Below are 23,704 nucleotides of genomic sequence, written 5' to 3'. Positions count from 1 at the left end.
TGCTGGAAATGCTCTAGGAGGAAATCATGCAGGGTATTCTCTACGAAGAACCGTCATTCTGGTTGTTTTTCCTCATCACCTGTCTGCTGGGCGGCTGGGCTGCCTGGATGACGGGGCGTGCCTGTGCGTCGACGTGGCGCACCTATCCGCAGCTTCTGCTCTATCTGATCCCGTTGGGAGCTGCGGTGCGCTTCATCCACTATGCGCTGTTTGAGGGAACGCTTCTTTCGTTCCACTACTATGTGGTTGATTTGATCGTGCTGATGATCATCGGTACGGTCGGCTTCCGCTTCACCCGCACCAAGCAAATGGTGAGGCAATATAGCTGGCTTTATGAAAAGGCTTCGCCTCTGAGCTGGAAGGCAAAATAATTTTAAAGCTTCGCCGTCATGCGGCGAAGCTTTTTTACAAGATCACGTTGACAGTAATAAGATTCAGCGTAGATATTGCTGAGTAATCAGCAAGAAAATAAGGCGATGCAAAACATCGTTTCGGGGTAAATACAATGATGGGAGTTCCAACAATGAAGAAATCGCTTTTCGCAGGCGTTGCTCTTGCAGCAGTTATGGCTTTCGGGGGCTCGGCTTGGGCTGATGTAGTTCTGGGTATCGGTGCACCTTTGACAGGTCCGAACGCCGTTTACGGCGCGCAGATCCAGAAGGGCGCGGAAGCCGCGATCAAGGAAGTCAACGATGCGGGCGGCATCAATGGCGAGAAAATTTCGATCTCGCTCGGCGATGACGTTTCGGATCCGAAGCAGGGCATTTCCGTTGCCAACAAGTTTGCTGCCGACGGCGTAAAGTATGTCATCGGTCACTTCAACTCCGGCGTTTCGATCCCGGCTTCGGAAGTCTATGCCGAAAACGGCATTCTCGAAATCTCGCCTGCTGCGACCAACCCGGTCTACACCGAGCGCCAGCTCTGGAACACGTTCCGCACCTGCGGCCGTGATGACCAGCAGGGCATCGTTGCCGGTCAGTACATCTTCGACCATTTCAAGGACTCGAAGATCGCTGTCATTCACGACAAGACCCCTTACGGTCAGGGCCTTGCCGACGAAACCAAGAAGAAGCTCAACGAACTTGGCACCAAGGAAGCCGTCTATGAAGGCGTGAACGTTGGTGAAAAGGACTTCTCCGCTCTGATCGCCAAGCTCAAGCAGGCTGGCGTGAATGTGGTTTACTGGGGCGGTCTGCATCCGGAAGCCGGTCTCATCATTCGTCAGATGGCCGATCAGGGTCTGAAAGCCCAGTTCATTTCGGGCGATGGCATCGTGTCGAACGAATTGGCATCGATTGCAGGTCCGGCTGTCGAAGGTACGCTGAACACCTTCGGTCCTGATCCGCGCAACAACCCGAACAATGCCGATCTGGTGAAGAAGTTCCGCGATGCCGGTTTCGAGCCGGAAGCCTACACGCTTTATTCCTATGCCGCCGTTCAGTCGCTGGCCCAGGCCGCAAAGGCTGCCGGCAGCAACGATCCGCAGGAAATTGCCAAGGCGCTCAAGGAAAAGGGTCCGTTCAAGACCGTGCTCGGCGACCTCTCCTATGATGAAAAGGGCGATCCGAAGCTTCCTGGCTATGTCATGTACAAGTGGGAAAAGGGTGCCGACGGGAAATTTACTTACATTCAGCAGTAAGTTTCGATCCTATTCTTTCACGAATAAAGGAAATGCCCGGCTTCAAGCCGGGCATTTTCGCTTCAACGCTTCCAATTCGCATAAAGTCATGCGAAAAAAGCAGGACTTAGACGAAATCATTACTTTACTTCGATATTCAAAGTGATTGTATCTAGTTCGATGGCTAGATGTAGGGCGATTCTCTATGTCTGGTCTCGCGTTCTGGTGGGAGGACCGGTTTCAACGCGGGGTAGTTTCAAGCCCGAATTGCGTTTCTGAGGCTGACGCGATCTCCCACTCGAATGTCGGCAGGTTTTCGTGCGGCAGCTTTAGCGTTGCCGTTCAAACCTGCAAGAATGGCGGTCATCTGATCCGGTCAGATTACCGCTCGGAAGGATTATTTTGATGCGTATTCCGAAACCGTTTCAAGTTTTCGGCTGCGTTTAGTGGGAGCGACTGAAATGAAGAAATCCTTATTCTGCGGTGTTTGCCTTTCCGCACTGGTTGCGATGGGCGGCGTATCCTTTGCCGACATCCAGCTCGGCGTCGGTGCACCGTTGACCGGCAGCCAGGCAGCTTTCGGCGAGCAGATCAAGCGCGGTGTCGAAGCGGCAGTCGCAGAAGCCAATGCCAAGGGTGGCATGAATGGCGAGCAGATCACCATCGTCTATGGCGATGACGCTGCCGATCCGAAGCAGGGCATTTCTGTTGCAAACAAGTTCGTGGGCGATGGCGTCCAGTTCGTGATCGGCCACTTCAATTCCGGCGTCAGCATTCCGACTTCGGACATCTACGCTGAAAATGGCGTGTTGATGATCGCGCCGGGCACGACCAACCCGACTTTCACCGAGCGGGAACTGTGGAACACCTTCCGTACCTGCCGTCGTGATGATCAGCAGGGCATCGTTGCCGGCAAATATATGGCTGATAATTACAAGGACGGTAAAGTCGCCATCCTTCACGATAAGACCCCTTACGGTCAGGGCCTTGCCGACGAAACCAAGAAGTCGCTCAACGATAACGGCATGAAGGAAGCGCTCTACGAAGGTGTGAACCAGGGCGACAAGGATTTCTCTGCGCTCATTTCCAAGATGAAAGCCGCTGGCATCACTGCCGTTTATTGGGGCGGCATGCATCCGGAAGCAGGCCTGCTTATCCGTCAGATGGCTGATCAGGGCCTCAAGGCTCAGTTCATTTCGGGCGATGGTATCGTGTCCAACGAACTCGCTTCGATTGCCGGAGATGCCGTGGGCGGCGTCATGAATACCTTCGGTCCGGATCCACGTGACGACAAGGCCAATGCCGAACTCATCAAGGCATTCCGCGACAAGGGCTTTGAACCGGAAGCCTACACCTTCTACGCCTATGCCGGTGTGCAGTCTCTGGTGAATGCCGCCAATGCTTCTGGCAGCAACGATCCGCAGGAAGTTGCGACTGCGATGAAGGAAAAGGGTCCGTTCAAGACCGTGCTCGGCGACATCTCCTTCGATGCGAAGGGGGATCCGAGTCTTTCGCCATACGTCATGTTCGAATGGCGCAAGGGTGAAGACGGCAAGTATAATTACTTCCAGAAGTAATAGAGCATTTCCAGCAAAAGTGCGAAGCGGTTTTGCGTCGGATAATGCGTAAAAGCAAATGCATAGAACGGTTCCATCGATTGCTTCATAATAGGAACCGCTCTTGTGCCTCATATATTAGCATAAAATGCTACAAAATTCAGCAATCTGCCCGGCGTTTAGCCGGGCATTTTGTTTTTATCTCCCGGTTGCACAGTTTGTTTGCGCTTGTGTCTATTGCAGGTTAAGCAATGGCGCCTTTGTCATAGCAGTTAGGGAGATCTGCCTTGTCTTTCGCCCCAAAGCCTATCCGGAAAATTCTGGTCGCTAACCGATCCGAGATCGCAATCCGCGTATTCCGCGCCGCCAATGAGCTGGGGCTCAAAACGGTGGCCATATGGGCTGAGGAAGACAAACTTTCCCTGCATCGCTTCAAGGCCGATGAAAGCTATCAGGTCGGTCGCGGCCCACATCTGGATCGCGATCTCGGCCCCATTGAAAGCTATCTTTCCATCGATGAGATTATGCGCGTCGCCAAGCTTTCGGGTGCCGATGCGATCCATCCCGGCTACGGGCTTTTGTCGGAAAGCCCGGAATTTGCCGAGGCTTGTGCCGAGAACGATATCATCTTCATCGGTCCGAAGCCGGAGACCATGCGCCGCCTCGGCAACAAGGTTGCGGCCCGCAATCTTGCCATTGAAATCGGCGTGCCGGTGGTTCCGGCCACTGACCCGCTTCCTGACGATATGGAGGAAGTGAAGAAGCTTGCGGCAGAAATCGGCTATCCGCTGATGCTGAAGGCGAGCTGGGGCGGTGGCGGTCGCGGTATGCGCGCCATCCGCGCCGAGGCTGATCTCGCTCGCGAAGTGACGGAAGCCAAGCGCGAGGCCAAGGCTGCATTCGGCAAGGATGAAGTTTATCTCGAAAAGCTCATTGAACGCGCGCGCCATGTCGAAGTGCAGATATTGGGTGATGGCCAAGGCAATGCGGTTCATCTTTTCGAGCGTGACTGCTCGATCCAGCGACGCAACCAGAAAGTCGTGGAGCGGGCACCAGCGCCTTATCTCAACGACGGACAGCGTCAGGAGCTTGCGGATTATGGTCTGAAGATCGCCCATGCCACCGACTATATCGGCGCTGGTACCGTCGAGTTCCTGATGGACGCCGATAGCGGCAAATTCTATTTCATCGAGGTCAACCCGCGCATTCAGGTCGAGCACACGGTTACCGAACAGGTGACCGGCATCGATATCGTCAAGGCGCAGATCCATATTCTCGAAGGTTTTGCCATCGGCACGCCCGAATCGGGGGTGCCGCGCCAGGAAGATATTCGCCTCAACGGCCATGCGCTTCAGTGCCGTATTACCACGGAAGACCCCGAACAGAACTTCATTCCCGACTACGGACGCATTCAGGCCTATCGCTCGGCATCGGGCTTCGGCATCCGTCTTGATGGCGGCACGGCCTATTCAGGCGCGTTCATCACCCGCTATTACGATCCGCTGCTCGTCAAGGTGACCGCTTCAGGCGCAACGCCTCTGGAAGCCATTCGCCGTATGGATCGCGCCCTGCGCGAATTCCGTATCCGTGGTGTGGCGACGAACCTGACCTTCCTCGAAGCGATCATCAATCATCCGAAGTTTCAGGCTAACGACTACACGACCCGCTTCATCGACACGACGCCGGAATTGTTCGAACAGGTCAAGCGGCAGGATCGTGCCACCAAGCTTCTCACCTATATCGCCGATGTGACGGTCAACGGTCATCCAGAGACCAAGGGGCGTGCAAAGCCGGCTAAGGATGCCGCCAAGCCGCGTGTGCCGTGGTTCGGCGATAAGCCGGTCGTCGATGGCACCAGGCAGCGTCTGGACCAGCTTGGGCCGAAGAAATTCGCGGAATGGGTGCGCAACGAAAAGCGTGCGCTGATTACCGATACGACCATGCGTGACGGCCATCAGTCGCTTCTGGCGACGCGTATGCGTACTTACGACATCGCTCGCATCGCCAATTCCTACGCGCAGGCACTGCCGAACCTGTTTTCGCTGGAATGCTGGGGTGGCGCGACCTTCGACGTTTCGATGCGCTTCCTCACCGAAGACCCGTGGGAGCGTCTGGCACTGGTGCGTGAAGCCGCGCCGAACCTTCTTTTGCAAATGCTTTTGCGCGGTGCGAACGGTGTCGGTTACAAATCCTATCCCGACAATGTCGTAAAATATTTCGTGCGCGAGGCAGCACGCGGCGGCATCGATCTGTTCCGTGTTTTCGACAGTCTCAACTGGGTCGAAAACATGCGCGTATCGATGGATGCGGTGCTGGAGGAAAACAAGCTCTGTGAAGCGGCGATCTGCTACACCGGTGATATTCTGAACCCGGAACGCGCCAAATATGATCTCAAATATTACGTTAATCTGGCGAAGGACGTTGAAAAGGCAGGCGCGCATATCATTGCGGTCAAGGATATGGCGGGCTTGCTGAAGCCTGCCGCTGCCCGCGTCCTGTTCAAGGCGCTGCGCGAGGAAACCGATCTGCCGATCCATTTCCATACGCATGATACGTCGGGCATTTCGGCGGCAACTGTGCTTGCCGCTATTGATGCAGGCGTGGATGTGGTGGATGCGGCGATGGATGCGCTGTCCGGCAACACATCGCAGCCTTGCCTCGGTTCCATCGTCGAGGCGTTGCATGGGGCCGAGCGCGATCCGGGGCTTGATCCGGATTCGATCCGCCGCATCTCCTTCTATTGGGAGGCCGTGCGCAACCAGTATGCGGCCTTCGAAAGCGACCTCAAGGGACCAGCTTCGGAAGTTTACTTGCATGAAATGCCGGGTGGCCAGTTCACCAATCTGAAGGAGCAGGCCCGCTCTCTGGGACTGGAAACCCGCTGGCATGAAGTGGCGCAGGCCTATGCCGATGTGAACCGCATGTTCGGTGATATCGTCAAGGTCACGCCATCCTCCAAGGTTGTGGGCGATATGGCGCTGATGATGGTCAGTCAGGACCTGACCGTCCATGACGTCGAAAACCCGGCAAAGGATATTGCTTTCCCGGATTCCGTGGTGTCGATGATGCGCGGCGATCTTGGCCAGCCGCCCTCGGGATGGCCGAAGGCGCTGCAGAAGAAAATTCTGAAGGGCGACGAGCCGTTTACCGTGCGTCCCGGCGCCCTGCTGGAACCTGCCGATCTGAACGCCGAGCGTGAAGGGTTCGAGGAAACGGTCGATCGCAAGATTTCCGATCAGGAATTCGCATCGGCGCTGATGTATCCGAAGGTCTTCACCGATTATGCTTCCGCGCAGGAAACCTATGGCCCAACAAGCGTTCTACCGACGCCGGTTTATTTCTACGGCTTGAAGCCGGAAGAAGAAGTCTTCGTCGATCTGGAACGCGGCAAGACGCTGGTGATCGTCAATCAGGCGATGAGCGAGACCGACGAGAAGGGCATGGTGACGGTGTTCTTCGAGTTGAATGGCCAGCCACGCCGCATCAAGGTGCCGAACCGTGCCAAGGGCGCTTCCGGCGGTGTCCGTCGCAAGGTGGAAGCCGGAAACGACAAACAGGTCGGTGCGCCGATGCCGGGCGTCGTCTCCACGGTTGCCGTTGCAACTGGCCAAAAGATTTCTCAGGGCGACGTTCTGCTTTCCATCGAAGCGATGAAGATGGAAACCGCTATCCATGCTGAACGCGATGGTACTATCGCGGAAGTGCTGGTGCGCCCCGGTGAGCAGATCGATGCGAAGGATTTGCTTGTCGTCTATTCGGAATAGTTATGGGCTTTAGCCGAAGCGGATCGATCTTCTGATCGCGTTCCAGGTCTCCTTTTCCCTCATCCTGAGGAGCCGTTGAAAACGGCGTCTCGAAGGGCGAGGGAAATGCACAACGCCTGCCCTCGTCCTTCGACAGGCTCAGGATGAGGGGAGCGTAGCGCGGCTCATCAGGCCGTAACTGTCGCTTTCGCAATCGTTAAAAGCATCAGAAACGTTAATGCCGCGCCGGTAAAACGGCGCGGCTTTTGTTTACGCTTGCAGCGCTCCCAAAATCTGATATGCATGTTTGTGCCGATTTATGCATGATTGTGCATGTTAAAAGAGGTGACGGTGACAGAGCTTCTGCTTCACGAAAGACAGGCGCGCATTCAGGAACTGCTGCAACAGTCGGGTCGCGTGCTGGCGACCGAGCTGGCGGAAAGTTTCGGCGTGTCCGAGGATACGATCCGGCGTGATCTGCGCGAGATGGCGGCGGCGGGGCTTTGCAGGCGTGTCTATGGCGGTGCGTTGCGTGCGGTGCCTGAACCTTCTCCGCTTGCCGAACGGGATTCCGAGCGACCACAGGCGAAGGCCGCACTGGCAGCAGTTCTGGCGGGACTGGTCGAGCCAGGCATGACGGTGTTTCTCGATGCGTCTTCGGTGAACACGGCGCTGGCGCGGCTTCTGGTTAAACGCGGCGAAGCTATCACCATCGTCACCAATACGCCGTCCATTGCTGCAATTCTCATGGGATCGCCGGAGATCGAGCTGATCATGATCGGCGGCCCAATCGACCGGCGGGTCAGCGCCGCAGTGGGCGTACGCGCGTTGCGCGACGCCGAGCTGTTGCGTCCTGATCTTTGCGTTTTGGGTGCGTGCGGTATTGCTGCCGAAATCGGCGTGACGGCGCTGCATCTGGACGATGCGGAATTCAAACGGGTGATTGGCGGACGCAGCCGGATAGTGGCGCTCGCCATTACGAGCGACAAGCTTGGTACGGTTGCCGCTCACGATGTCGTTCCTCTGGACGATGTCGGTGTCATGGCTGTCGAATATGATGCGGATGAAGCAGCACTTGCGCCCTATGTGGCATCGGGTATGAAGATTTTACGGGCGGCAGCGGACCGCAACTGAGGGATAGATGGAACAGGTTTCCGGACGCGAAGATGCGGCGCCTGCGCGTGCGCCGATTGTAACCAGAGAGCGGATTGCGGTTGCGCTCCTCTTTCTGATGAACGGCTATATTTTCGGCGGCTGGGCTCCAAAGATCCCGGAATTTGCGGAGCGTCTCGGGCTTGATAGCGCCGGAATGGGGCTGATGATCCTCGTCTTCGGCCTTGGTTCCCTGGCCATGATGCCGGTCGCAGGTGCCCTTTCGGCGCATCGCGGTTCGGGCATGGTGGTGCGCATTTTTGCGCTTGCCTTCATTCCGGCGCTGCTGGTCATCGCACTGGTACCGAATGTGATCACGGCTGTGATCGTGATGTTCTATTTCGGCGGAACCATGGCTGCGATGGATGTCTCCATGAACGCCAATGCGGTCGCTGTCGAGAAAAAGATGCGCCGGGCGATCATGTCATCCTGCCATGCTTTCTGGAGCCTTGGCGGCCTGATCGGCGCTGCCACGGGCGGCTTTCTCATCGCGCAATTCGGGTCGACGGTTCATGCGCTGGTCACGACGATTGTCGCTGCTATCCTGATCGCCATCGCCTGGCCCTCGATCATCCCGGACACGGCGCATCATCATCCAAGCGGCGAAAAGCAGAAGCTCACCTTGCCACGCAATCCTCTGCCCTGGCTTGTCGGTGTCATGGCGCTGTTTTCCATGGTGCCGGAAGGGGCGATTCTCGATTGGGGCGCTTATCACATGCGCCAGGATCTCGGCGCCTCCGTCACGGTGGCGGGCTTCGGTTTTGCGGCTTTTTCAGGTTCGATGGCCATCATGCGTTTTGCGGGCGATCTGGTTCGCGACCGGTTCGGTGCGGTTAAAACCCTGCGCGCCTGCACGGTCATTGCCATCATCGGCATGCTGATCGTCGGTTTCGGAAACAGCTCAACCACGGCGATTATCGGCTTCGCGATCTGCGGGATCGGCATTTCCAACATGGTGCCGATAGCCTTCTCGATGGCTGGCAATATGCCGGGCGTCAATCCGAGTGTCGGCCTGTCCATCGCGACGACGCTTGGCTATTCCGGCATGTTGGTGGCACCGTCGCTGATCGGTTTCGTTGCCAAGCATAGCGGCTTTGGCGTGGTGTTTCTGGCGCTTCCGATCTTGCTTCTAGTCGTGCTGGCTTTCTCAAGTCTGGCGCGTTACGCCGACCATAAGCACTGAACTTTCTTATGACGCGCATCTCGAAAACCGGTTCCCGCTTTTCGGGATGCGCTACTCTGCCGTCCAGCCGCCATCGACAGGAATGGCAGCGCCGTTAATCTGCGCTGCCGCATCGCTTGCCAGGAAAGCTGCAACAGCGCCAATCTGTGCGGTGGTGACGAATTCCTTTGTCGGCTGTTTGTCCAGCATCACTTCGCGGATCACGGTTTCCCGATCCATGTGATAGGCCTTCATTTGGTCCGGTATCTGCGCCTCGACAAGCGGGGTCAGAACATAGCCGGGGCAGATGGAGTTGGCGGTGATCTTTGCGGTTGCAAGTTCCAGCGCCAGCGTTTTGGTGAAGCCGACAATGCCGTGCTTGGCGGCCACATATGCCGACTTGAACGGCGATGCCACGAGGCCATGCGCTGAAGCGATATTGATTATGCGGCCCCAGCCGCTCTTACGCATATGCGGGATCGCGGCAGCAGAGGTGTGAAAGGCCGATGTCAGGTTGATTGCGATGATGCGGTCCCATTGGTCAGGTGGAAACTCTTCGACCGGAGATACATGCTGGATACCGGCATTGTTGACGAGAATGTCCACGTGGCCGAACTGCTTCACCGTTTCTGCGATGAGCTCGCGGCATTGGTCGGCCTTCGACATATCGGCCGCTATATAGACCACGCTGACACCATGTTCTTCGCTGAGCTTGGCCGCGAGCGCGTGATCCTCGTCACGGTCGGTGAATGAGTTGATCACGACGTTGTGTCCTGCCGCCGCCAGCGCGTGGGCTATGCCAAGCCCGATACCGGAATTTGATCCCGTGACGATTGCGGTTTTGCGGGCAGTTGCGTCGGTCATGGGCAGGCTCCTCCTTGTCAATCACGACATAATGAGAGGGCGACATTGCGTCGGCAAGCGATTATATAAAGCGAAAGCCGGATATACGCAGACGTTGACAATCGCGTCGCGCTGCGTCACCTGAAAACAGGTACAGTTAAGAACAGAGCAAAATGTCTTCCGAGACCGTCAGCTATTTTTCGCATCCATTTCCTCGCCGCCAATCGGTTGGCGTCAGTGTCGGTGGCGTTATCGTCGGCGGCAGTGCGCCCGTCGTGGTGCAGTCAATGACCAACACGGACACGGCGGATGTGGATTCCACGGTCGCGCAGGTGGCTGCACTGCACCGCGCCGGTTCGGAAATCGTACGCATCACGGTGGATCGCGATGAATCGGCTGCGGCTGTGCCGAAAATCCGCGAACGGCTGGAGCGTCTGGGGCATGATGTGCCGCTGGTCGGCGACTTCCATTATATCGGTCACAAGCTGCTCGCCGATCATCCGGCCTGTGCGGAAGCGCTTGCAAAATATCGCATCAATCCGGGCAATGTCGGCTTCAAGGACAAGAAGGACAAGCAGTTCGCCGATATTGTCGAAATGGCGATCCGCTACGACAAGCCTGTCCGTATCGGTGTCAATTGGGGGTCGCTCGATCAGGAATTGCTGACCACGCTGATGGATCGCAATCAGGATGCGGGCGCGCCATTGAGCGCACAGGAAGTCATGCGCGAAGCCATCGTGCAGTCGGCGCTGATTTCCGCCAATCTTGCCGAAGAGATCGGCCTTGGTCGCGACAAGATCATTCTGTCGGCCAAGGTCAGCCAGGTGCAGGATCTGATCGCCGTCTATACGATGCTGGCACAGCGTTCCAATCATGCGCTGCATCTGGGCCTCACTGAAGCTGGCATGGGCACCAAGGGCATTGTCGCTTCGTCGGCGGCCATGGGCATTCTACTGCAGCAGGGCATTGGTGACACGATCCGCATTTCGCTGACCCCGGAACCCGGCGGCGACCGCACCCGCGAAGTGCAGGTATCGCAGGAATTGCTCCAGACCATGGGCTTCCGACAGTTCATCCCTATCGTTGCGGCATGCCCCGGTTGCGGCCGCACGACGTCGACCGTGTTCCAGGAATTGGCGCAGACCATTCAGGACGATATTCGTCGCAACATGCCGGTCTGGCGCGAGAAATATCCGGGCGTGGAAGCGCTGTCGGTTGCTGTGATGGGCTGCATCGTCAATGGTCCGGGCGAATCGAAACATGCCGATATCGGCATTTCTCTTCCCGGTACGGGCGAAACGCCGTCCGCACCGGTTTTTGTCGATGGCAAGAAGGTGACGACGCTGCGCGGTCCTGCCATTGCCGAAGACTTCCAGAAGATGGTTGCCGATTACATCGAAAACCGCTTCGGGCTTGAGCAGAAGGTTGCTTCCGGTCAGAACTAAGCTGTACAGATGACCGCGCGTGTCGCGGCTTCTGGCGTCGTTTTTAACGTTGCTGCCCAGAAGATGAGCGTGACAAGGCTGATGCCTGCGCCGAGCAGGCACACGCCATTCCAGCCCGCATGGGCATAGATCCAGGTTGAAAGCGCTGAACCGCTTGCGCTGCCGATGGAATAGAAAACCATATAGGTAGCGGTGAGCCGGTTCTGCGCGTCTGGACGCACACGATAGATCATAGCCTGATTGGTGACGTGGACGGCCTGAAGGCCAAAGTCGAGTATCAGCACGCCTGCGATTAACCAAAGCAGTGAGTGTCCCAGCAGGGCGATCAGACCCCAAGAAATGAACATCAGCCCAAGTGCTATGCCGGTCATGCGCTGGGCATGACCGCGGTCCGCCACGCTTCCGGCACGCGATGCGGCGAGCGCTCCGGCTGCACCTGCTAGGCCGAACAGACCGATCTGGGCATGGCTCAGTTCGAAGGGCGGAGCGCTGAGCGGCATGACCAGCGGCGCGAGCAAAGTGGTGATATTGGCGAAGATCAGCATGGCGATGATGGCGCGAATGCGCAGCACCGGCTCGGAGCGAAACAGCGTCACGAGCGACAAAATGAGTGCCGGATAGCTGACGCTCGTCTGCTGTCGTTTCTGGTTGGGGAGGCTGCGCCAGAGCAGGAGCGCGATCAAAAATGTAAGAACGGCGGAAACGAAATAGACGCTACGCCAGCCGGCAATGTCGGTGAGGGCGCCTGCTATCGCGCGCGCCAGCAATATGCCGAGCACGATACCGCTGGTTACGATGCCGACCACATGGCCGCGTCGTGCGGGTTCTGCGAGGCTCGCTGCATAGGCAACAAGCGCCTGTGTGACGACGGCGAGCAGGCCCATAGAGGCCATGGCAATCAGAAGCACGGTGGCATTGGCCGCAAAGCCGATTGCAATCAGGGACAGGACCGACAGAAGGAAATGCGTGATGATGAGTTTGCGCCGGTTGAACAGGTCTCCAAGCGGGACGAGGAAAATCAGGCCGAGAGCATAGCCGATCTGGCTGGCGGCGACGATGAGGCCTGCAGTTGATCGCTTGAGGCCAAGATCGTCGGCCATCACATCGAGTAGCGGGTGAGCGAAGTAGACATTGGCTACCGCTAGTCCGCTTGCAGCCGCAAACAGAAAAAGAGTAGCAGAGGAAAGCAAAGGGCGTGCATCAGGGTTCGCGGACAGCATTGCTGCCGCGTCGGTTGAAGGTTGCATGACGAACTCCTGCAAAATGGTTTTAAAATGAAACCATTTTGCTTGTAGCGAAAAAGGTTTTATATTGCAACCAGATTACAGTCGGTGGAGTGAAAATGGTTCGGAAGAAAAGCATGAAAGGCGACTATTGCCCGAGTGCGCGGGCGCTTGATGTCATTGGCGACTGGTGGTCGCTGCTGATCGTGCGCGAGGCTTTTGATGGCGTGACGCGCTTCAGCGCCTTTCAGAAGAATCTGGGAATTGCCCGCAATATTCTCTCGGAACGTCTGCGCAAGCTGACGGGCGAAGGGATCATGGAATCTGTGCCTGATCCCAATGGCGGTGCGCATCAGGAGTATCGGCTGACGGCAAAAGGGCGCGATCTGCTACCCGTTATTGTGTCGCTCCGGCAATGGGGTGAAAAGCACCTCTTTGCGTCTGGCGAGACACATTCACGCCTCGTCGACAGCGTTTCAGGCGAGGATGTAGCGGCGCTCGATGTTCGCGCTCAGGACGGACGCGTGCTTTCAGCTGATGATGTGGTCCTCATTAAGGTACGCGAGGACGATCTGTAAATTTTAGCTCTGGCGTTCGGCGATGAAGCGGGCGGCCTGCTTCAAGATGTCCGCATCCTTGCCGAAAGGCGCCAGCAGGCTTTCCGCTTGGGCAACCAGTCCGGACAGTTGTTTGCGCGTCCAGTCGATGCCGTGAAGTGATACCAGCGTGGCTTTTCCGGCGGCGGCATCCTTGCCGGTCGCCTTGCCCATCGCCTCTGCGTCGGCGGTCACATCCAGAAGATCGTCGGCCAGTTGGAAGGCAAGGCCGATGGCGGAACCGAATTCGGCCATACGCTCGCGGTCTTCGCTGGAGGCATTGGCGATGATCGCTCCTGCCTCGCAGGCAAAGCGGATCAGCGCGCCGGTCTTCATCGCCTGCAGCGTGATGATACCGGCTTCGTCGGGCTTGCTGGCTTCAGCCATCAGGTCGAGAGCCTGTCCACCTGCCATGCCGCCGAGACCTGATGCGCGGGCCAGCGCGGAAACGAGTTGCACGCGAATTGTCGGATCGAGATCGGTCTCATCGGATGAGATGATGTCGAAAGCGTAGGTCAGAAGGCTATCGCCAGCCAGAATGGCGGCGGCTTCATCGAATGCCTTGTGCACTGTTGGCTGGCCGCGCCGCAGGTCGTCGTCATCCATGGCAGGCAGATCGTCATGAACGAGAGAATAGCAGTGAATGCATTCAAGTGCGGCAGCAACCCGCAGAACGGCATCACCGCTTTTGCCGAACAGCGCGGCGCTCTCGACGACCAGAAAAGGCCGGAGGCGCTTGCCGCCGTTCAGGACACCGTGGCGCATGGCGCCGAGCAGCCGTTCCGGGCGGGCGATTTCTCCTGTCCGCAGACGCTGATCCAGAAGGCCCGTCAGTGCCATTTCCACTTCCATGGCACGATGGTTGAGAATGGCGGTGAAATCGGTCGACAGCTTTTCCATGGCAAAGGGGATGGACGAAAGCGCTGAATTGGTCAACTGGCCACGACGATCAGCACAGGCTTTTTCATTTGACCGTCATGAAACGGCGCGTTTCGACTTGTTTCCCCGGTTGGATTATGGAATCCGGTTCAAACTTATTAAGGAATGGTTTATGTCGCTTGGGGGAAGGTAGCAGGCGGTGGCAGTGGCAAAAATCATCATCAAGAGCAAAGATGGACGCAATTATCTGGCAGATCCCGTTTGGGGTGCCCGGATTGCTCTCGCGCTCAAGATCCTGGTGATTCTGGCCGTATTGCCGATTTTCCTGCTTCTTGTGTATTCCGTGCCCTTCGTACGCCCGATCTCGACCTTGATGGTCAAGGACTATGTTCTGTTGCAGGGCGTAGACCGCAGATGGGTCAGTATCGACGATATCGCACCGGTTCTCGTCAATTCGGTGATGATGGCCGAGGATGGCCAGTTCTGCAGCCACGGCGGAGTGGATTGGCATCAGCTAGGGCTGGTTCTGGATGATACGGGCGAAGGAGGCCCGAGCCGCGGAGCTTCCACGATCACGATGCAGACTGTGAAGAACCTCTTCCTTTGGAATGGGCGCTCCTATGTCCGCAAAGGGCTGGAATTTCCGTTGGCGCTGGCTGCTGACGGTATTCTTTCCAAAAGGCGCATAATGGAGATTTATCTCAATATCGCAGAGTGGGGGCCAGGCATTTACGGTATTGAGGCCGCAGCCCAGCATTATTTCAAGCGTCCGGCCGCTAAACTCACCGCCCAGCAATCCGCGTTGCTTGCCGTCACGTTGCCAAACCCCGCACTTCGCAATCCTGCCAAGCCGACACGCAATATGCAGCGCATCGCGCGGATCGTCGCCGGACGTGCTGCAAGGTCGGGGCCCTATGTGGTTTGCGTGCAATAAATACGCGTCACGAAAAAAAGATCAGACTCCGACTGGTCAAAGCCAGCGAGAGCGTGTATAGGCACGTGACTTTCCGGAATTTTGTCCGCTGTGACAGGCTCCACAGGGGCCGTGCCGGACGTTTATTGACCGATCAGTGGAGCTGGATCCATGGCAGTACCTAAAAGAAAAACGTCTCCGTCCAAGCGCGGTATGCGCCGTTCGGCTGACGCTCTGAAGGCCCCGACCTATGTCGAGGACAAGAATTCGGGCGAACTTCGTCGTCCGCATCATATCGATCTGAAGAGCGGTATGTATCGCGGCCGTCAGGTCCTCGAAGCTAAGGAATAAGTCTGACGCTGCATTGCAGCCGAAAGATGGCTTTCAAAACGCCGTTCCCGTCTATCGGGAGCGGCGTTTTCTTTTGTGTGGTCGCAGGCCAAGGCGCATGAAAAAAAGGCCGCATAAAGCGGCCTTGATCGCGAGCTTGTTTCAAAAATCAGCCCGCGTCAGATGCAAAGCCTGCGCCTTCGATACCGGCGATGGCTGCAATTTCGTCATTGTCCGAAGTGTCGCCTGAAATGCCGACCGCACCGAGGATTTCGCCGCCTGCATCCTTGATCAGAACGCCGCCCGGCACCGGCACGACCTTGCCGCCCGATACGCCCGACAGTCCTTCGAGGAAGTGGGGACGGTCCTTGGCCTGATTGTGCAGCCAGCGCGAGCCCGTTCCGACGGCGAGTGCACCGAAAGCCTTGCCCGAGGCTATCTCGAAGCGAAGGATCGAGGTTCCGTCCTGGCGCTGAAACGCCTTGAGATTTCCGCCTGCGTCGAAGACGGAGACAGCCAGCGGCTTCAGTTTCAGTTCGCCCGCCTTGGCAAAAGCACCGGCAATGATCGTATTGGCTTGTTCGAGCGTCAGTGAAAGCATGGATATCTCCTATATATAGCTAAATGTAATCTAGCGATCATGGCCGGCGATGCACACTCCAATGGTGCTCGTCACGGGAAAAACACTTTATCGATTTTCATGAAGACGGTTGAGGCCGCACAGCAAAGCTTGCCAAGGCCTGAATTTTGGTCTTTCTGTTGCGCAACATTTCAAGGAGGAAAGAATGTCCGATCCGAAAGCCATCGTCATTGCCAGCGCGGCCCGCACCGCAGTCGGCGCTTTCAACGGTGCATTTGCCAATGTCCCGGCGCATGAACTGGGCGCTACGGTCATCAAAGGTGCGTTGGAACGTGCCGGTGTCGCTGCGACGGATGTAGATGAGGTTATTCTTGGACAGGTGCTGACCGCAGGCGAGGGACAGAATCCCGCGCGGCAGGCCGCGATGGATGCCGGTTGCCCCAAGGAGACGACTGCGTTTTCCATCAACCAACTGTGCGGTTCCGGTTTACGGGCGGTTGCGCTCGGCATGCAGCAGATACTTTCCGGCGACGCCAGGATCGTCGTGGCGGGCGGTCAGGAATCCATGTCCATGGCGCCGCATTGCGCGCATTTGCGGTCAGGCGTGAAGATGGGCGACTTCAAGATGGTCGATACCATGCTGAAGGACGGTCTGATCGATGCCTTTAATGGTTACCACATGGGCATCACGGCTGAAAATATTGCCCGCCAGTGGCAGTTGACCCGCGGCGATCAGGATGAGTTCGCACTGGCCTCGCAGCAGAAGGCAGAGGCGGCACAGAGTGCCGGCAGATTTGAGGATGAAATCGTTCCCTTCACCGTGAAGGGCCGCAAGGGTGATATCGTTGTTTCGGCTGATGAATATATCCGTCCCGGCACGACGATGGAGGCTTTGGCAAAGCTGAGGCCGGCCTTCGACAAGGAAGGTACGGTCACCGCTGGCAATGCGTCCGGCATCAATGACGGAGCGGCGGCGGTTGTGCTCATGGATGCGAATGAAGCCGCCCAACGCGGTGTGAAGCCGCTTGGGCGCATCGTTTCCTGGGCAACGGCTGGCGTCGATCCCTCGATCATGGGCACAGGCCCGATTCCGGCAACGAAGAAGGCGCTGGAAAAGGCAGGCTGGAGCGTCGGCGATCTTGATCTTGTCGAAGCCAATGAAGCCTTTGCTGCGCAGTCTTGTGCTGTCGTGCGCGATCTCGGTCTCGATGCGGATATCGTCAATGTGAATGGCGGCGCGATCGCTATCGGTCATCCGATCGGCGCATCGGGTGCGCGTGTTCTGACCACGCTGCTTTATGAAATGAAGCGCCGTGATGCCAAGCGCGGCCTGGCGACGTTGTGCATCGGCGGTGGCATGGGCGTCGCTTTGTGTGTCGAGCGCGACTGATACTTCCATAACAAGCCTTGAGGCGGGTGGAGAAATAAGCTCCGTCCGCCTTTTTGTTTCCGCAATGAGACGCTTGAAATCAGTGTCGTCGGCATGATGAAATTGCCGGAAAAGTTAACGCGAAACTGGAGACGGGGCTGTCAAAGTCGGTTCGGGTTTGATTTTCTATGGCGTGCCAAGGTCACTGACTACCAGATGTGGTGAGAACAAATAGAGAAACTTTGCAGATCACCGATTCGTCGCCGATTCGTTCCGGCTTTGGCCTGAAGGTTAATGGAAAATGGATTTTCATCGATTTCGACGTAGACGAACTATCAGTAATCATTAAGACTTTCTGAAGAATCCCGTTGCCGTTGAAACAGCCCGTTGACAGGTTTTTCCAAAAGTTAACAGCCTTGTCGTTTCGCATCAGAAGAATACAGAAAAGCGGACCGTCCGATTCATTATATGGTGGGTTTTTGTGTTACGATCACTATATGTTGCCGTGAACAAAAGGCGAAGACTCCGGAGTCAGCGATTCGTCGCCGATTCGTTCCAGAGTCGTTCCAATTGTTAATCGACAAGTTATTGACCGGCTGTACATCGGTCGTCGAAACATTGGCAACTCGTCCATACTGAAACTTAACAGGAGCGCTTTCGGTGCAGGTCGTATAGTGCTATCGCAAGAACCAGCATCCAGCCCGTGACGGGCGCTTGTACCGGGAATCCGATTATTGGCATGAACCAACTCCCTGCCCATGATTTGCCGCTGACCTTGAGTGGCCGCGACGTGACTGCGGTGCTAGGGCCGACCAATACCGGCAAAACCCATCTCGCCATTGAACGTATGTTGTCGCACGGAAGCGGCATGATCGGCCTGCCGCTGCGCCTCCTGGCGCGCGAGGTCTATAGCCGCGTCGTGGAACGGGTTGGTGCGGCTAATGTCGCGCTGGTGACGGGTGAAGAAAAGATCGTGCCGCCCGGTGCGCGCTATTCCGTCTGCACGGTCGAGGCCATGCCGCGCCGCACCGACGTGGCTTTCGTGGCAATCGATGAAGTGCAATTGGCTGGTGATCTCGAGCGCGGTCATATTTTCACCGACCGCATCTTGCATTTGCGCGGGCGCCAGGAAACGCTCCTGCTCGGCGCCGCCACCATGCGCACCATTCTGGAAAAGCTCTTGCGCGGCATCAATGTGGTGACGCGTCCGCGCCTGTCGCATCTGGCCTATGCCGGTTCGAAGAAGAGCACGCGCCTGCCCAACCGCTCGGCCATTGTCGCTTTCTCTGCCGATGAGGTTTATGCGATTGCCGAACTGATCCGCCGCCAGCGCGGCGGTGCTGCCGTCGTGATGGGAGCGCTCAGCCCGCGGACGCGCAATGCGCAGGTCGAGCTTTACCAGTCGGGCGATGTCGATTTTCTGGTGGCGACCGATGCCATCGGCATGGGGCTCAATCTCGATGTCGATCATGTCGCCTTCGCGCAGAACCGCAAATTTGACGGTTATCAGTTCCGTGATCTGACGCCCGCCGAAGTGGGGCAGATCGCCGGACGCGCCGGCCGACATCTGCGTGACGGCACATTCGGTGTGACCGGGCAGGTACGTCCGTTCGACGAAGAACTGGTCGAGCGGGTGGAAGCGCATAATTTCGATCCGGTGAAAGTTCTGCAATGGCGCACTGCCCGTTTCGACTTTTCATCGCTCGAATCCCTGCGATATTCTCTGGAAACACCCGCGCCGGTCGAAGGGTTGGCCAAAGCTTTGCCAGCCGTCGATCAACAAGCGCTTGAAAATTTGTCGAAAGACGACGAGATTGTGCGGCTCGCAAAGACACCGGCACGGATCGAGCTTTTGTGGGACGCCTGCGCGCTGCCCGACTATCGCAAGATCGCGCCGGCGCAGCATGCCGATATCATTGCAACCATCTATCAGGATCTTGTCCGCCGAGGGAGCGTCGATGAAGATTATATGAGCGAACAACTGCGCCGCGCCGATAGCACAGAGGGGGAAATCGATACCCTGTCGCATCGTGTGGCGCAAATTCGAACCTGGACTTTCGTGTCGCACAGGCCGGGATGGCTTGCCGATCCGACACACTGGCAGGAAAAGACGCGCGAAATTGAGGACAGATTGTCCGACGCGCTGCATGAAAGGTTGACGAAACGCTTTGTAGACCGCAGGACAAGCGTGCTTATGAGGCGCCTGAGAGAGAATGCCATGCTTGAAGCAGAAATCAGCCCGGCCGGAGACGTGATTGTCGAAGGCCATAATGTTGGGCAACTGGAAGGATTCCGTTTTACCGCTGACGTTCAGGCCGAGGGGCCGGACGCCAAGGCGGTGAAGTCGGCTGCACAAAAGGCGCTGGCCGCCGAGTTTGAACGTCGCGCGGAGCGCTTTGCTGCTGCGCCGAATGGCGATTTCGCGCTCGGCTCGGATGGCGTTATGCGCTGGGTTGGCTCAACGGTCGCAACGCTGGTTGCGGGCGATGAGCTGCTGAAGCCGCGTGCGGTGATCTTGGCCGACGAACAGCTTACCGGAGCGGCGCGCGACAAGGTTGCCGCGCGCATTGAACGTTTCGTCGCTCATCATATCGAAACCATTTTGAAGCCGCTCACTGATCTGGCTGCCGCCGATGCCCTGACGGGCATGACTCGCGGTCTTGCATTCCAGATCGTAGAGAATCTTGGCATTCTTCCGCGCCGCGATGTGGCAGAGGAAGTGCGCGGCCTTGATCAGGATTCGCGCGCGGCGCTTCGCCGTCTCGGTGTGCGTTTCGGTGCCTATCATGTCTTCATGCCCATGTTGCTGAAGCCAGCTCCAGCCGGCCTCATTACGCTGCTATGGGCCTTGAAGAACGATGGCCGCGAACGCGCCGGTTATGGCGATGTCGTGAATGTGCTGGCTGCGGGCCGTACCTCGGTCGTGGTCGATCCGGCTTTCGATCCGATGTTCTACCGTCTGGCAGGCTATCGTGTGTTGGGCCGTCGCGCCGTGCGCATCGATATTCTGGAACGTCTTGCCGATCTCATTCGCCCGGCACTTGCCTGGCGTCCGGGGTCGGGCACCCGTCCAGATGGTGCTTATGATGGCGGACGCTTCATTGTTACACCGGCCATGATGTCCATTCTCGGTGCGACCACCGATGATATGGAAGAGATCCTGAAGAGCCTCGGCTATCGTCACGAGGCCATGGACGCGGCTGCCGTAGCAGTAAAGCTTGCCGAACTCGATGCCTTTGCAGCGGAAGCTGCAGCCAAGGAAACGGGTGTTTCTCCGGTCGCAGAAGTCGCAGAAGCTGAAAAGCCTGCTGTGCCAGCGGCTGAACCTGTACCGGCACCGGTTGTTGCCGCCGAGGCAGAAACCGAAGCCAAGGTGGAAGAAGCCGCTCCTGCAGCCGCTGAAGCCGCCCAGGCGAATGAAACGGCAGAACCGGTGGCTGAAGAGCCAAAGCCCGTTCTTCTTTGGCGTCAGGGACGTTTCGAAGGCCGCAACCGCAATCAGGATCAGAACCGCCAGCGTCAAAATCGTGGCAATCAGAATCGCGGTCATCAGAACCGTGATCAGGGTGGCGAGGCACGCAAGTCCGAAGGCGGCGCAGACCAGCAGGCGCGTAACGATCGCGGCGGCAAGCGCTTCGACAAGCAGAAGCGTCATGACGGTGAAGGCAAGCGCGAAGGCTCCAAGGGCGATTTCCGTGGCGGCAATCAGCGCCAGCAGAAGCGCGATCATGGTCATCAGGGCGGTAAACGTGTGGAGCAGGAACGGCCTGCGCGTATCGATCCCGATTCGCCTTTTGCCAAGCTTCTGGCTCTGAAAGAGCAGATGAAGAAGTAAGATGACTGCAGAAACGGGCGCAAGACAGCGAATCGACAAGTGGCTGTTCTTTGCGCGCGTGGTCAAATCAAGATCGCTGGCGGCGAAACTCGCCGTCGGCGGCAAAGTCCGGGTCAACCGTGACAAGATCGACCACGCCGCTCATCAGGTGAAGGTGGGTGATGTGCTGACCATTACGCTCGACCGGCGTATCCTCGTTTACAAGATACTTGCTCCGGGTGAACGTCGCGGCCCGGCGCCTGAAGCACAGCTTCTTTATGAAGATCTTACGCCGCCACCGGCATCCGCGACTGCGATGGCACCAGTGGCCGCAACGCCGCAGCGTGAGAGCGGGGCAGGGCGCCCGACCAAGAAAGAACGCCGCGAAACGGATCGTTTACGCGGAAATTAGAGCATGTCTCCCGAAAGTGGGAACCGGTTTCGGGATAAAGACATCCGCTAAAACAGATAGAGTGCTTGCTGTGATTCCATTGAGGCTGGCTCAGCGCCGGGCTGGACGCGTTGCCGCAGGTAAGTTACGGCGGTGATTGAAATTGCGTATCAAACCGCTCTGGCGAAAGCCTTTTCCACGCGAAACCCCTCAAACGAAATGCTGTTTCAGATGCGCGCGACTTCGTGACATTGCGGCGTTTGTACCCTTGTCATGACAAGATAAAATCGTTACCTCACGCAGTGTCATAAAAGGGCATGGGCTGAGACCCGCAACCATTTCCGTGCACAGTGACTTCGTGGCGAGATATTCCAAAGCCCTGAGCCGATTGTCGGCTTGCCGGAGTATCGGCGCAAAGCTGTAGGATAAATAAGCTGCCTATTCAGGAATTCGGGCGGCAACAGGAGTTCGACGATGACGTATGTCGTGACCGATAATTGCATTCGCTGCAAATATACGGACTGCGTCGAGGTCTGTCCGGTCGATTGTTTCTACGAAGGCGAAAATATGCTCGTCATTAATCCCGACGAGTGCATCGACTGTGGCGTATGTGAACCGGAATGCCCTGCCGAGGCTATCAGCCCCGACACTGAGCCGGGCCTCGACAAGTGGCTGGAACTGAACACGGAATATGCGGCAAAATGGCCCAATATTACTGCCAAGAAGGACGCCTTGCCGGAAGCCAAGGAAATGGACGGTGTGGCTGGAAAGCTGGAGCAATATTTCTCTGCTGAACCGGGCAGCGGCGACTAACTCCGTGTGGTGTTCAGGCAGTGCTGCCAGGCTGACGTGCTATAGATGGTATTGTACAAGTATGTCTTTGTTCGAGAAGACTTAGCACTTCTCGAACTTGCAAGTTCGTCCTGTTAAGACTGCCAGGTTGTCAGACATTGCAAGATTGCAGGATTTATCACTTGCTTTTTCTGTGATGTAGCGTCAAAAGACGAATAAAATCACGGGAAAACGCTCATCTTTTAGGCGTGTTGCGTTGCCAGATGCGACATATTTGGCAATTTGTTGATTCTTTCGCGAAATTGTGTTAGATTACCTCAATAATTTCGGTGACTGGACGTCAATTCGTGGCGCTATGCGTTAATCTCTGAAAGGGCTGATCTTTAGTACCGGGCTGAATGGCACCGGGGAAGATGATTGCGATTTGGCGTCGTCCCCCTCACCGTACACCCGGTCGGTTAGATTTGTCGTCAGATGCGTTTTCAGTTCCAAGCCGACAACCAACTTCCGTGCTTCATTCCTCCGGAGCGCGGTCGAACATCATGTGTCAACCGGCGGGTCGCGCCGGGCACAACAGGGAGTAATGAAGCGTATGTCATCCCAGCAGAAAAAGTCTCCAGTAGCGCGTGGCGGTTTCAAGGCCGGTGAGGCCATCGTATATCCGGCTCATGGCGTCGGCCAGATCGTCACCATCGAAGAGCAGGAAGTGGCAGGTCACAAGCTCGAGCTTTTCGTGATCGATTTTGAAAAAGACAAGATGCGCCTGAAGGTGCCGGTTGCCAAAGCCGCTACCATCGGTATGCGCAAGCTGTCGGAGACCGACTATGTTGAGCGTGCCTTGAAGGTCGTACAGGGCCGCGCACGTGTAAAGCGCACCATGTGGTCGCGCCGCGCCCAGGAATATGATGCAAAGATCAATTCCGGCGATCTGATCTCGATCTCGGAAGTCGTTCGCGATCTTTTCCGTGCTGAGAATCAGCCGGAGCAGTCCTATTCCGAGCGTCAGCTCTATGAAGCTGCCCTTGATCGTATGGCACGTGAGATCGCTGCCGTGAACAAGCTTTCTGAAACCGAAGCTGTTCGTCTGATCGAAGCAAACCTCGCCAAGGGACCGAAGCGGGGCAAGGCCGACGCTGAAGCTGACCTCGACGATGATGAAGTAGAGGCTGCATAAGCTTACTTCTCTTTCTTTCAAAAAGGCCCGGTTTTAGCCGGGCTTTTTTTGTTTTTTCTCTTCGCCAGGAATTGAGCGCATACCCTCCTTGTGAATAGGGGAGTATTACTTGGTTAAAATTTTA

At 56.9% G+C, this 23,704-nt stretch carries 19 protein-coding genes; 15 read left to right on the top strand and 4 right to left on the bottom strand.

The genetic code is table 11. The annotated features are described in order from the left end of the window. The first annotated feature begins 26 nt into the window (after positions 1-26). From FIB18_RS17940 to FIB18_RS17915, 6 genes are all read left to right on the top strand, one after another. Positions 27-371: a DUF6867 family protein gene (locus tag FIB18_RS17940; RefSeq protein ID WP_140021997.1), complete on the top strand. Its 345-nt coding sequence runs from the start codon at positions 27-29 to the stop codon at positions 369-371. Positions 372-523: 152 nt separating this feature from the next. Then, the gene (locus FIB18_RS17935) at positions 524-1,639 is read left to right on the top strand and encodes a branched-chain amino acid ABC transporter substrate-binding protein (RefSeq protein WP_140021996.1); all 1,116 of its coding nucleotides are present in this window, start codon (positions 524-526) and stop codon (positions 1,637-1,639) included. A gap of 440 nt (positions 1,640-2,079) precedes the next feature. Next, positions 2,080-3,195, top strand: a complete 1,116-nt coding sequence (locus FIB18_RS17930) for a branched-chain amino acid ABC transporter substrate-binding protein (RefSeq protein WP_140021995.1) — start codon at positions 2,080-2,082, stop codon at positions 3,193-3,195. A 266-nt stretch (positions 3,196-3,461) separates the two neighbouring features. Further along, positions 3,462-6,938, top strand: coding sequence for a pyruvate carboxylase (pyc, locus tag FIB18_RS17925; RefSeq protein WP_140021994.1), 3,477 nt, complete (start codon positions 3,462-3,464; stop codon positions 6,936-6,938). Positions 6,939-7,250: 312 nt separating this feature from the next. After that, positions 7,251-8,051 carry a DeoR/GlpR family DNA-binding transcription regulator gene (locus FIB18_RS17920; RefSeq protein WP_140021993.1) on the top strand — a complete coding sequence of 267 codons (801 nt, stop codon included), beginning with the start codon at positions 7,251-7,253 and terminating at the stop codon, positions 8,049-8,051. A 7-nt stretch (positions 8,052-8,058) separates the two neighbouring features. Then, positions 8,059-9,252: an MFS transporter gene (locus FIB18_RS17915; RefSeq protein WP_140021992.1), complete on the top strand. Its 1,194-nt coding sequence runs from the start codon at positions 8,059-8,061 to the stop codon at positions 9,250-9,252. Between the two features lie 51 nt (positions 9,253-9,303). On the opposite strand, the gene FIB18_RS17910 is transcribed toward FIB18_RS17915, so the two are convergent. Continuing rightward, positions 9,304-10,095: a 3-hydroxybutyrate dehydrogenase gene (locus FIB18_RS17910; RefSeq protein WP_140021991.1), complete on the bottom strand. Its 792-nt coding sequence runs from the start codon at positions 10,093-10,095 to the stop codon at positions 9,304-9,306. A 152-nt stretch (positions 10,096-10,247) separates the two neighbouring features. Here FIB18_RS17910 and ispG point away from each other — a divergent pair, with 152 nt between their 5' ends. Then, a complete protein-coding gene (ispG, locus tag FIB18_RS17905; protein ID WP_109989018.1) occupies positions 10,248-11,519 on the top strand; it encodes a flavodoxin-dependent (E)-4-hydroxy-3-methylbut-2-enyl-diphosphate synthase in 1,272 nt (423 codons plus the stop codon). Here ispG and FIB18_RS17900 read toward each other — a convergent pair. Next, positions 11,516-12,766, bottom strand: coding sequence for an MFS transporter (locus FIB18_RS17900; protein WP_140021990.1), 1,251 nt, complete (start codon positions 12,764-12,766; stop codon positions 11,516-11,518). The two genes, ispG and FIB18_RS17900, sit on opposite strands and share 4 nt — an antisense overlap. 95 nt (positions 12,767-12,861) lie before the next feature. On the opposite strand from FIB18_RS17900, the gene FIB18_RS17895 reads away from it, so the two are divergent. Then, entirely contained in the window at positions 12,862-13,320 is a 459-nt protein-coding gene (locus tag FIB18_RS17895) for a winged helix-turn-helix transcriptional regulator (protein ID WP_140021989.1), read from the top strand. A 3-nt stretch (positions 13,321-13,323) separates the two neighbouring features. Here FIB18_RS17895 and FIB18_RS17890 read toward each other — a convergent pair whose 3' ends face one another. Beyond that, positions 13,324-14,238, bottom strand: a complete 915-nt coding sequence (locus FIB18_RS17890; protein ID WP_140022065.1) for a polyprenyl synthetase family protein — start codon at positions 14,236-14,238, stop codon at positions 13,324-13,326. Between the two features lie 184 nt (positions 14,239-14,422). On the opposite strand from FIB18_RS17890, the gene mtgA reads away from it, so the two are divergent. Together mtgA and rpmF are read left to right on the top strand one after the other, a co-directional pair. Further along, a complete protein-coding gene (mtgA, locus tag FIB18_RS17885) occupies positions 14,423-15,151 on the top strand; it encodes a monofunctional biosynthetic peptidoglycan transglycosylase (RefSeq protein ID WP_174977450.1) in 729 nt (242 codons plus the stop codon). Between the two features lie 150 nt (positions 15,152-15,301). After that, positions 15,302-15,481 (top strand): 50S ribosomal protein L32, encoded by a 180-nt coding sequence (gene rpmF / locus FIB18_RS17880; RefSeq protein WP_006467787.1) that lies wholly within the window; start codon positions 15,302-15,304, stop codon positions 15,479-15,481. Positions 15,482-15,629: 148 nt separating this feature from the next. Here the strand turns inward: rpmF and FIB18_RS17875 are convergent, their stop codons facing one another. Continuing rightward, positions 15,630-16,061 carry a GlcG/HbpS family heme-binding protein gene (locus FIB18_RS17875; RefSeq protein ID WP_140021987.1) on the bottom strand — a complete coding sequence of 144 codons (432 nt, stop codon included), beginning with the start codon at positions 16,059-16,061 and terminating at the stop codon, positions 15,630-15,632. 184 nt (positions 16,062-16,245) lie between these two features. Between FIB18_RS17875 and FIB18_RS17870 the strand changes: the two genes are divergently transcribed. The 5 genes from FIB18_RS17870 (at position 16,246) to FIB18_RS17845 (ending at position 23,580) form a co-directional block, all read left to right on the top strand. After that, positions 16,246-17,430: an acetyl-CoA C-acetyltransferase gene (locus FIB18_RS17870; protein ID WP_140021986.1), complete on the top strand. Its 1,185-nt coding sequence runs from the start codon at positions 16,246-16,248 to the stop codon at positions 17,428-17,430. Positions 17,431-18,148: 718 nt separating this feature from the next. Further along, a complete protein-coding gene (locus FIB18_RS17865; protein WP_140021985.1) occupies positions 18,149-21,244 on the top strand; it encodes a helicase-related protein in 3,096 nt (1,031 codons plus the stop codon). A 1-nt stretch (position 21,245) separates the two neighbouring features. Further along, a complete protein-coding gene (locus FIB18_RS17860; protein WP_140021984.1) occupies positions 21,246-21,635 on the top strand; it encodes an RNA-binding S4 domain-containing protein in 390 nt (129 codons plus the stop codon). Between the two features lie 453 nt (positions 21,636-22,088). Further along, positions 22,089-22,427 carry a ferredoxin FdxA gene (gene fdxA / locus FIB18_RS17850; protein ID WP_061347990.1) on the top strand — a complete coding sequence of 113 codons (339 nt, stop codon included), beginning with the start codon at positions 22,089-22,091 and terminating at the stop codon, positions 22,425-22,427. 571 nt (positions 22,428-22,998) lie between these two features. Continuing rightward, on the top strand, positions 22,999-23,580 hold the full coding sequence (locus tag FIB18_RS17845; RefSeq protein WP_105542706.1) for a CarD family transcriptional regulator: 582 nt from the start codon (positions 22,999-23,001) through the stop codon (positions 23,578-23,580). Positions 23,581-23,704: the final 124 nt, after the last annotated feature.

It is taken from the genome of Brucella pecoris, from assembly GCF_006376675.1.
GTDB lineage: Bacteria > Pseudomonadota > Alphaproteobacteria > Rhizobiales > Rhizobiaceae > Brucella > Brucella pecoris.
This window is presented reverse-complemented; position numbering and strand designations above follow the sequence as displayed.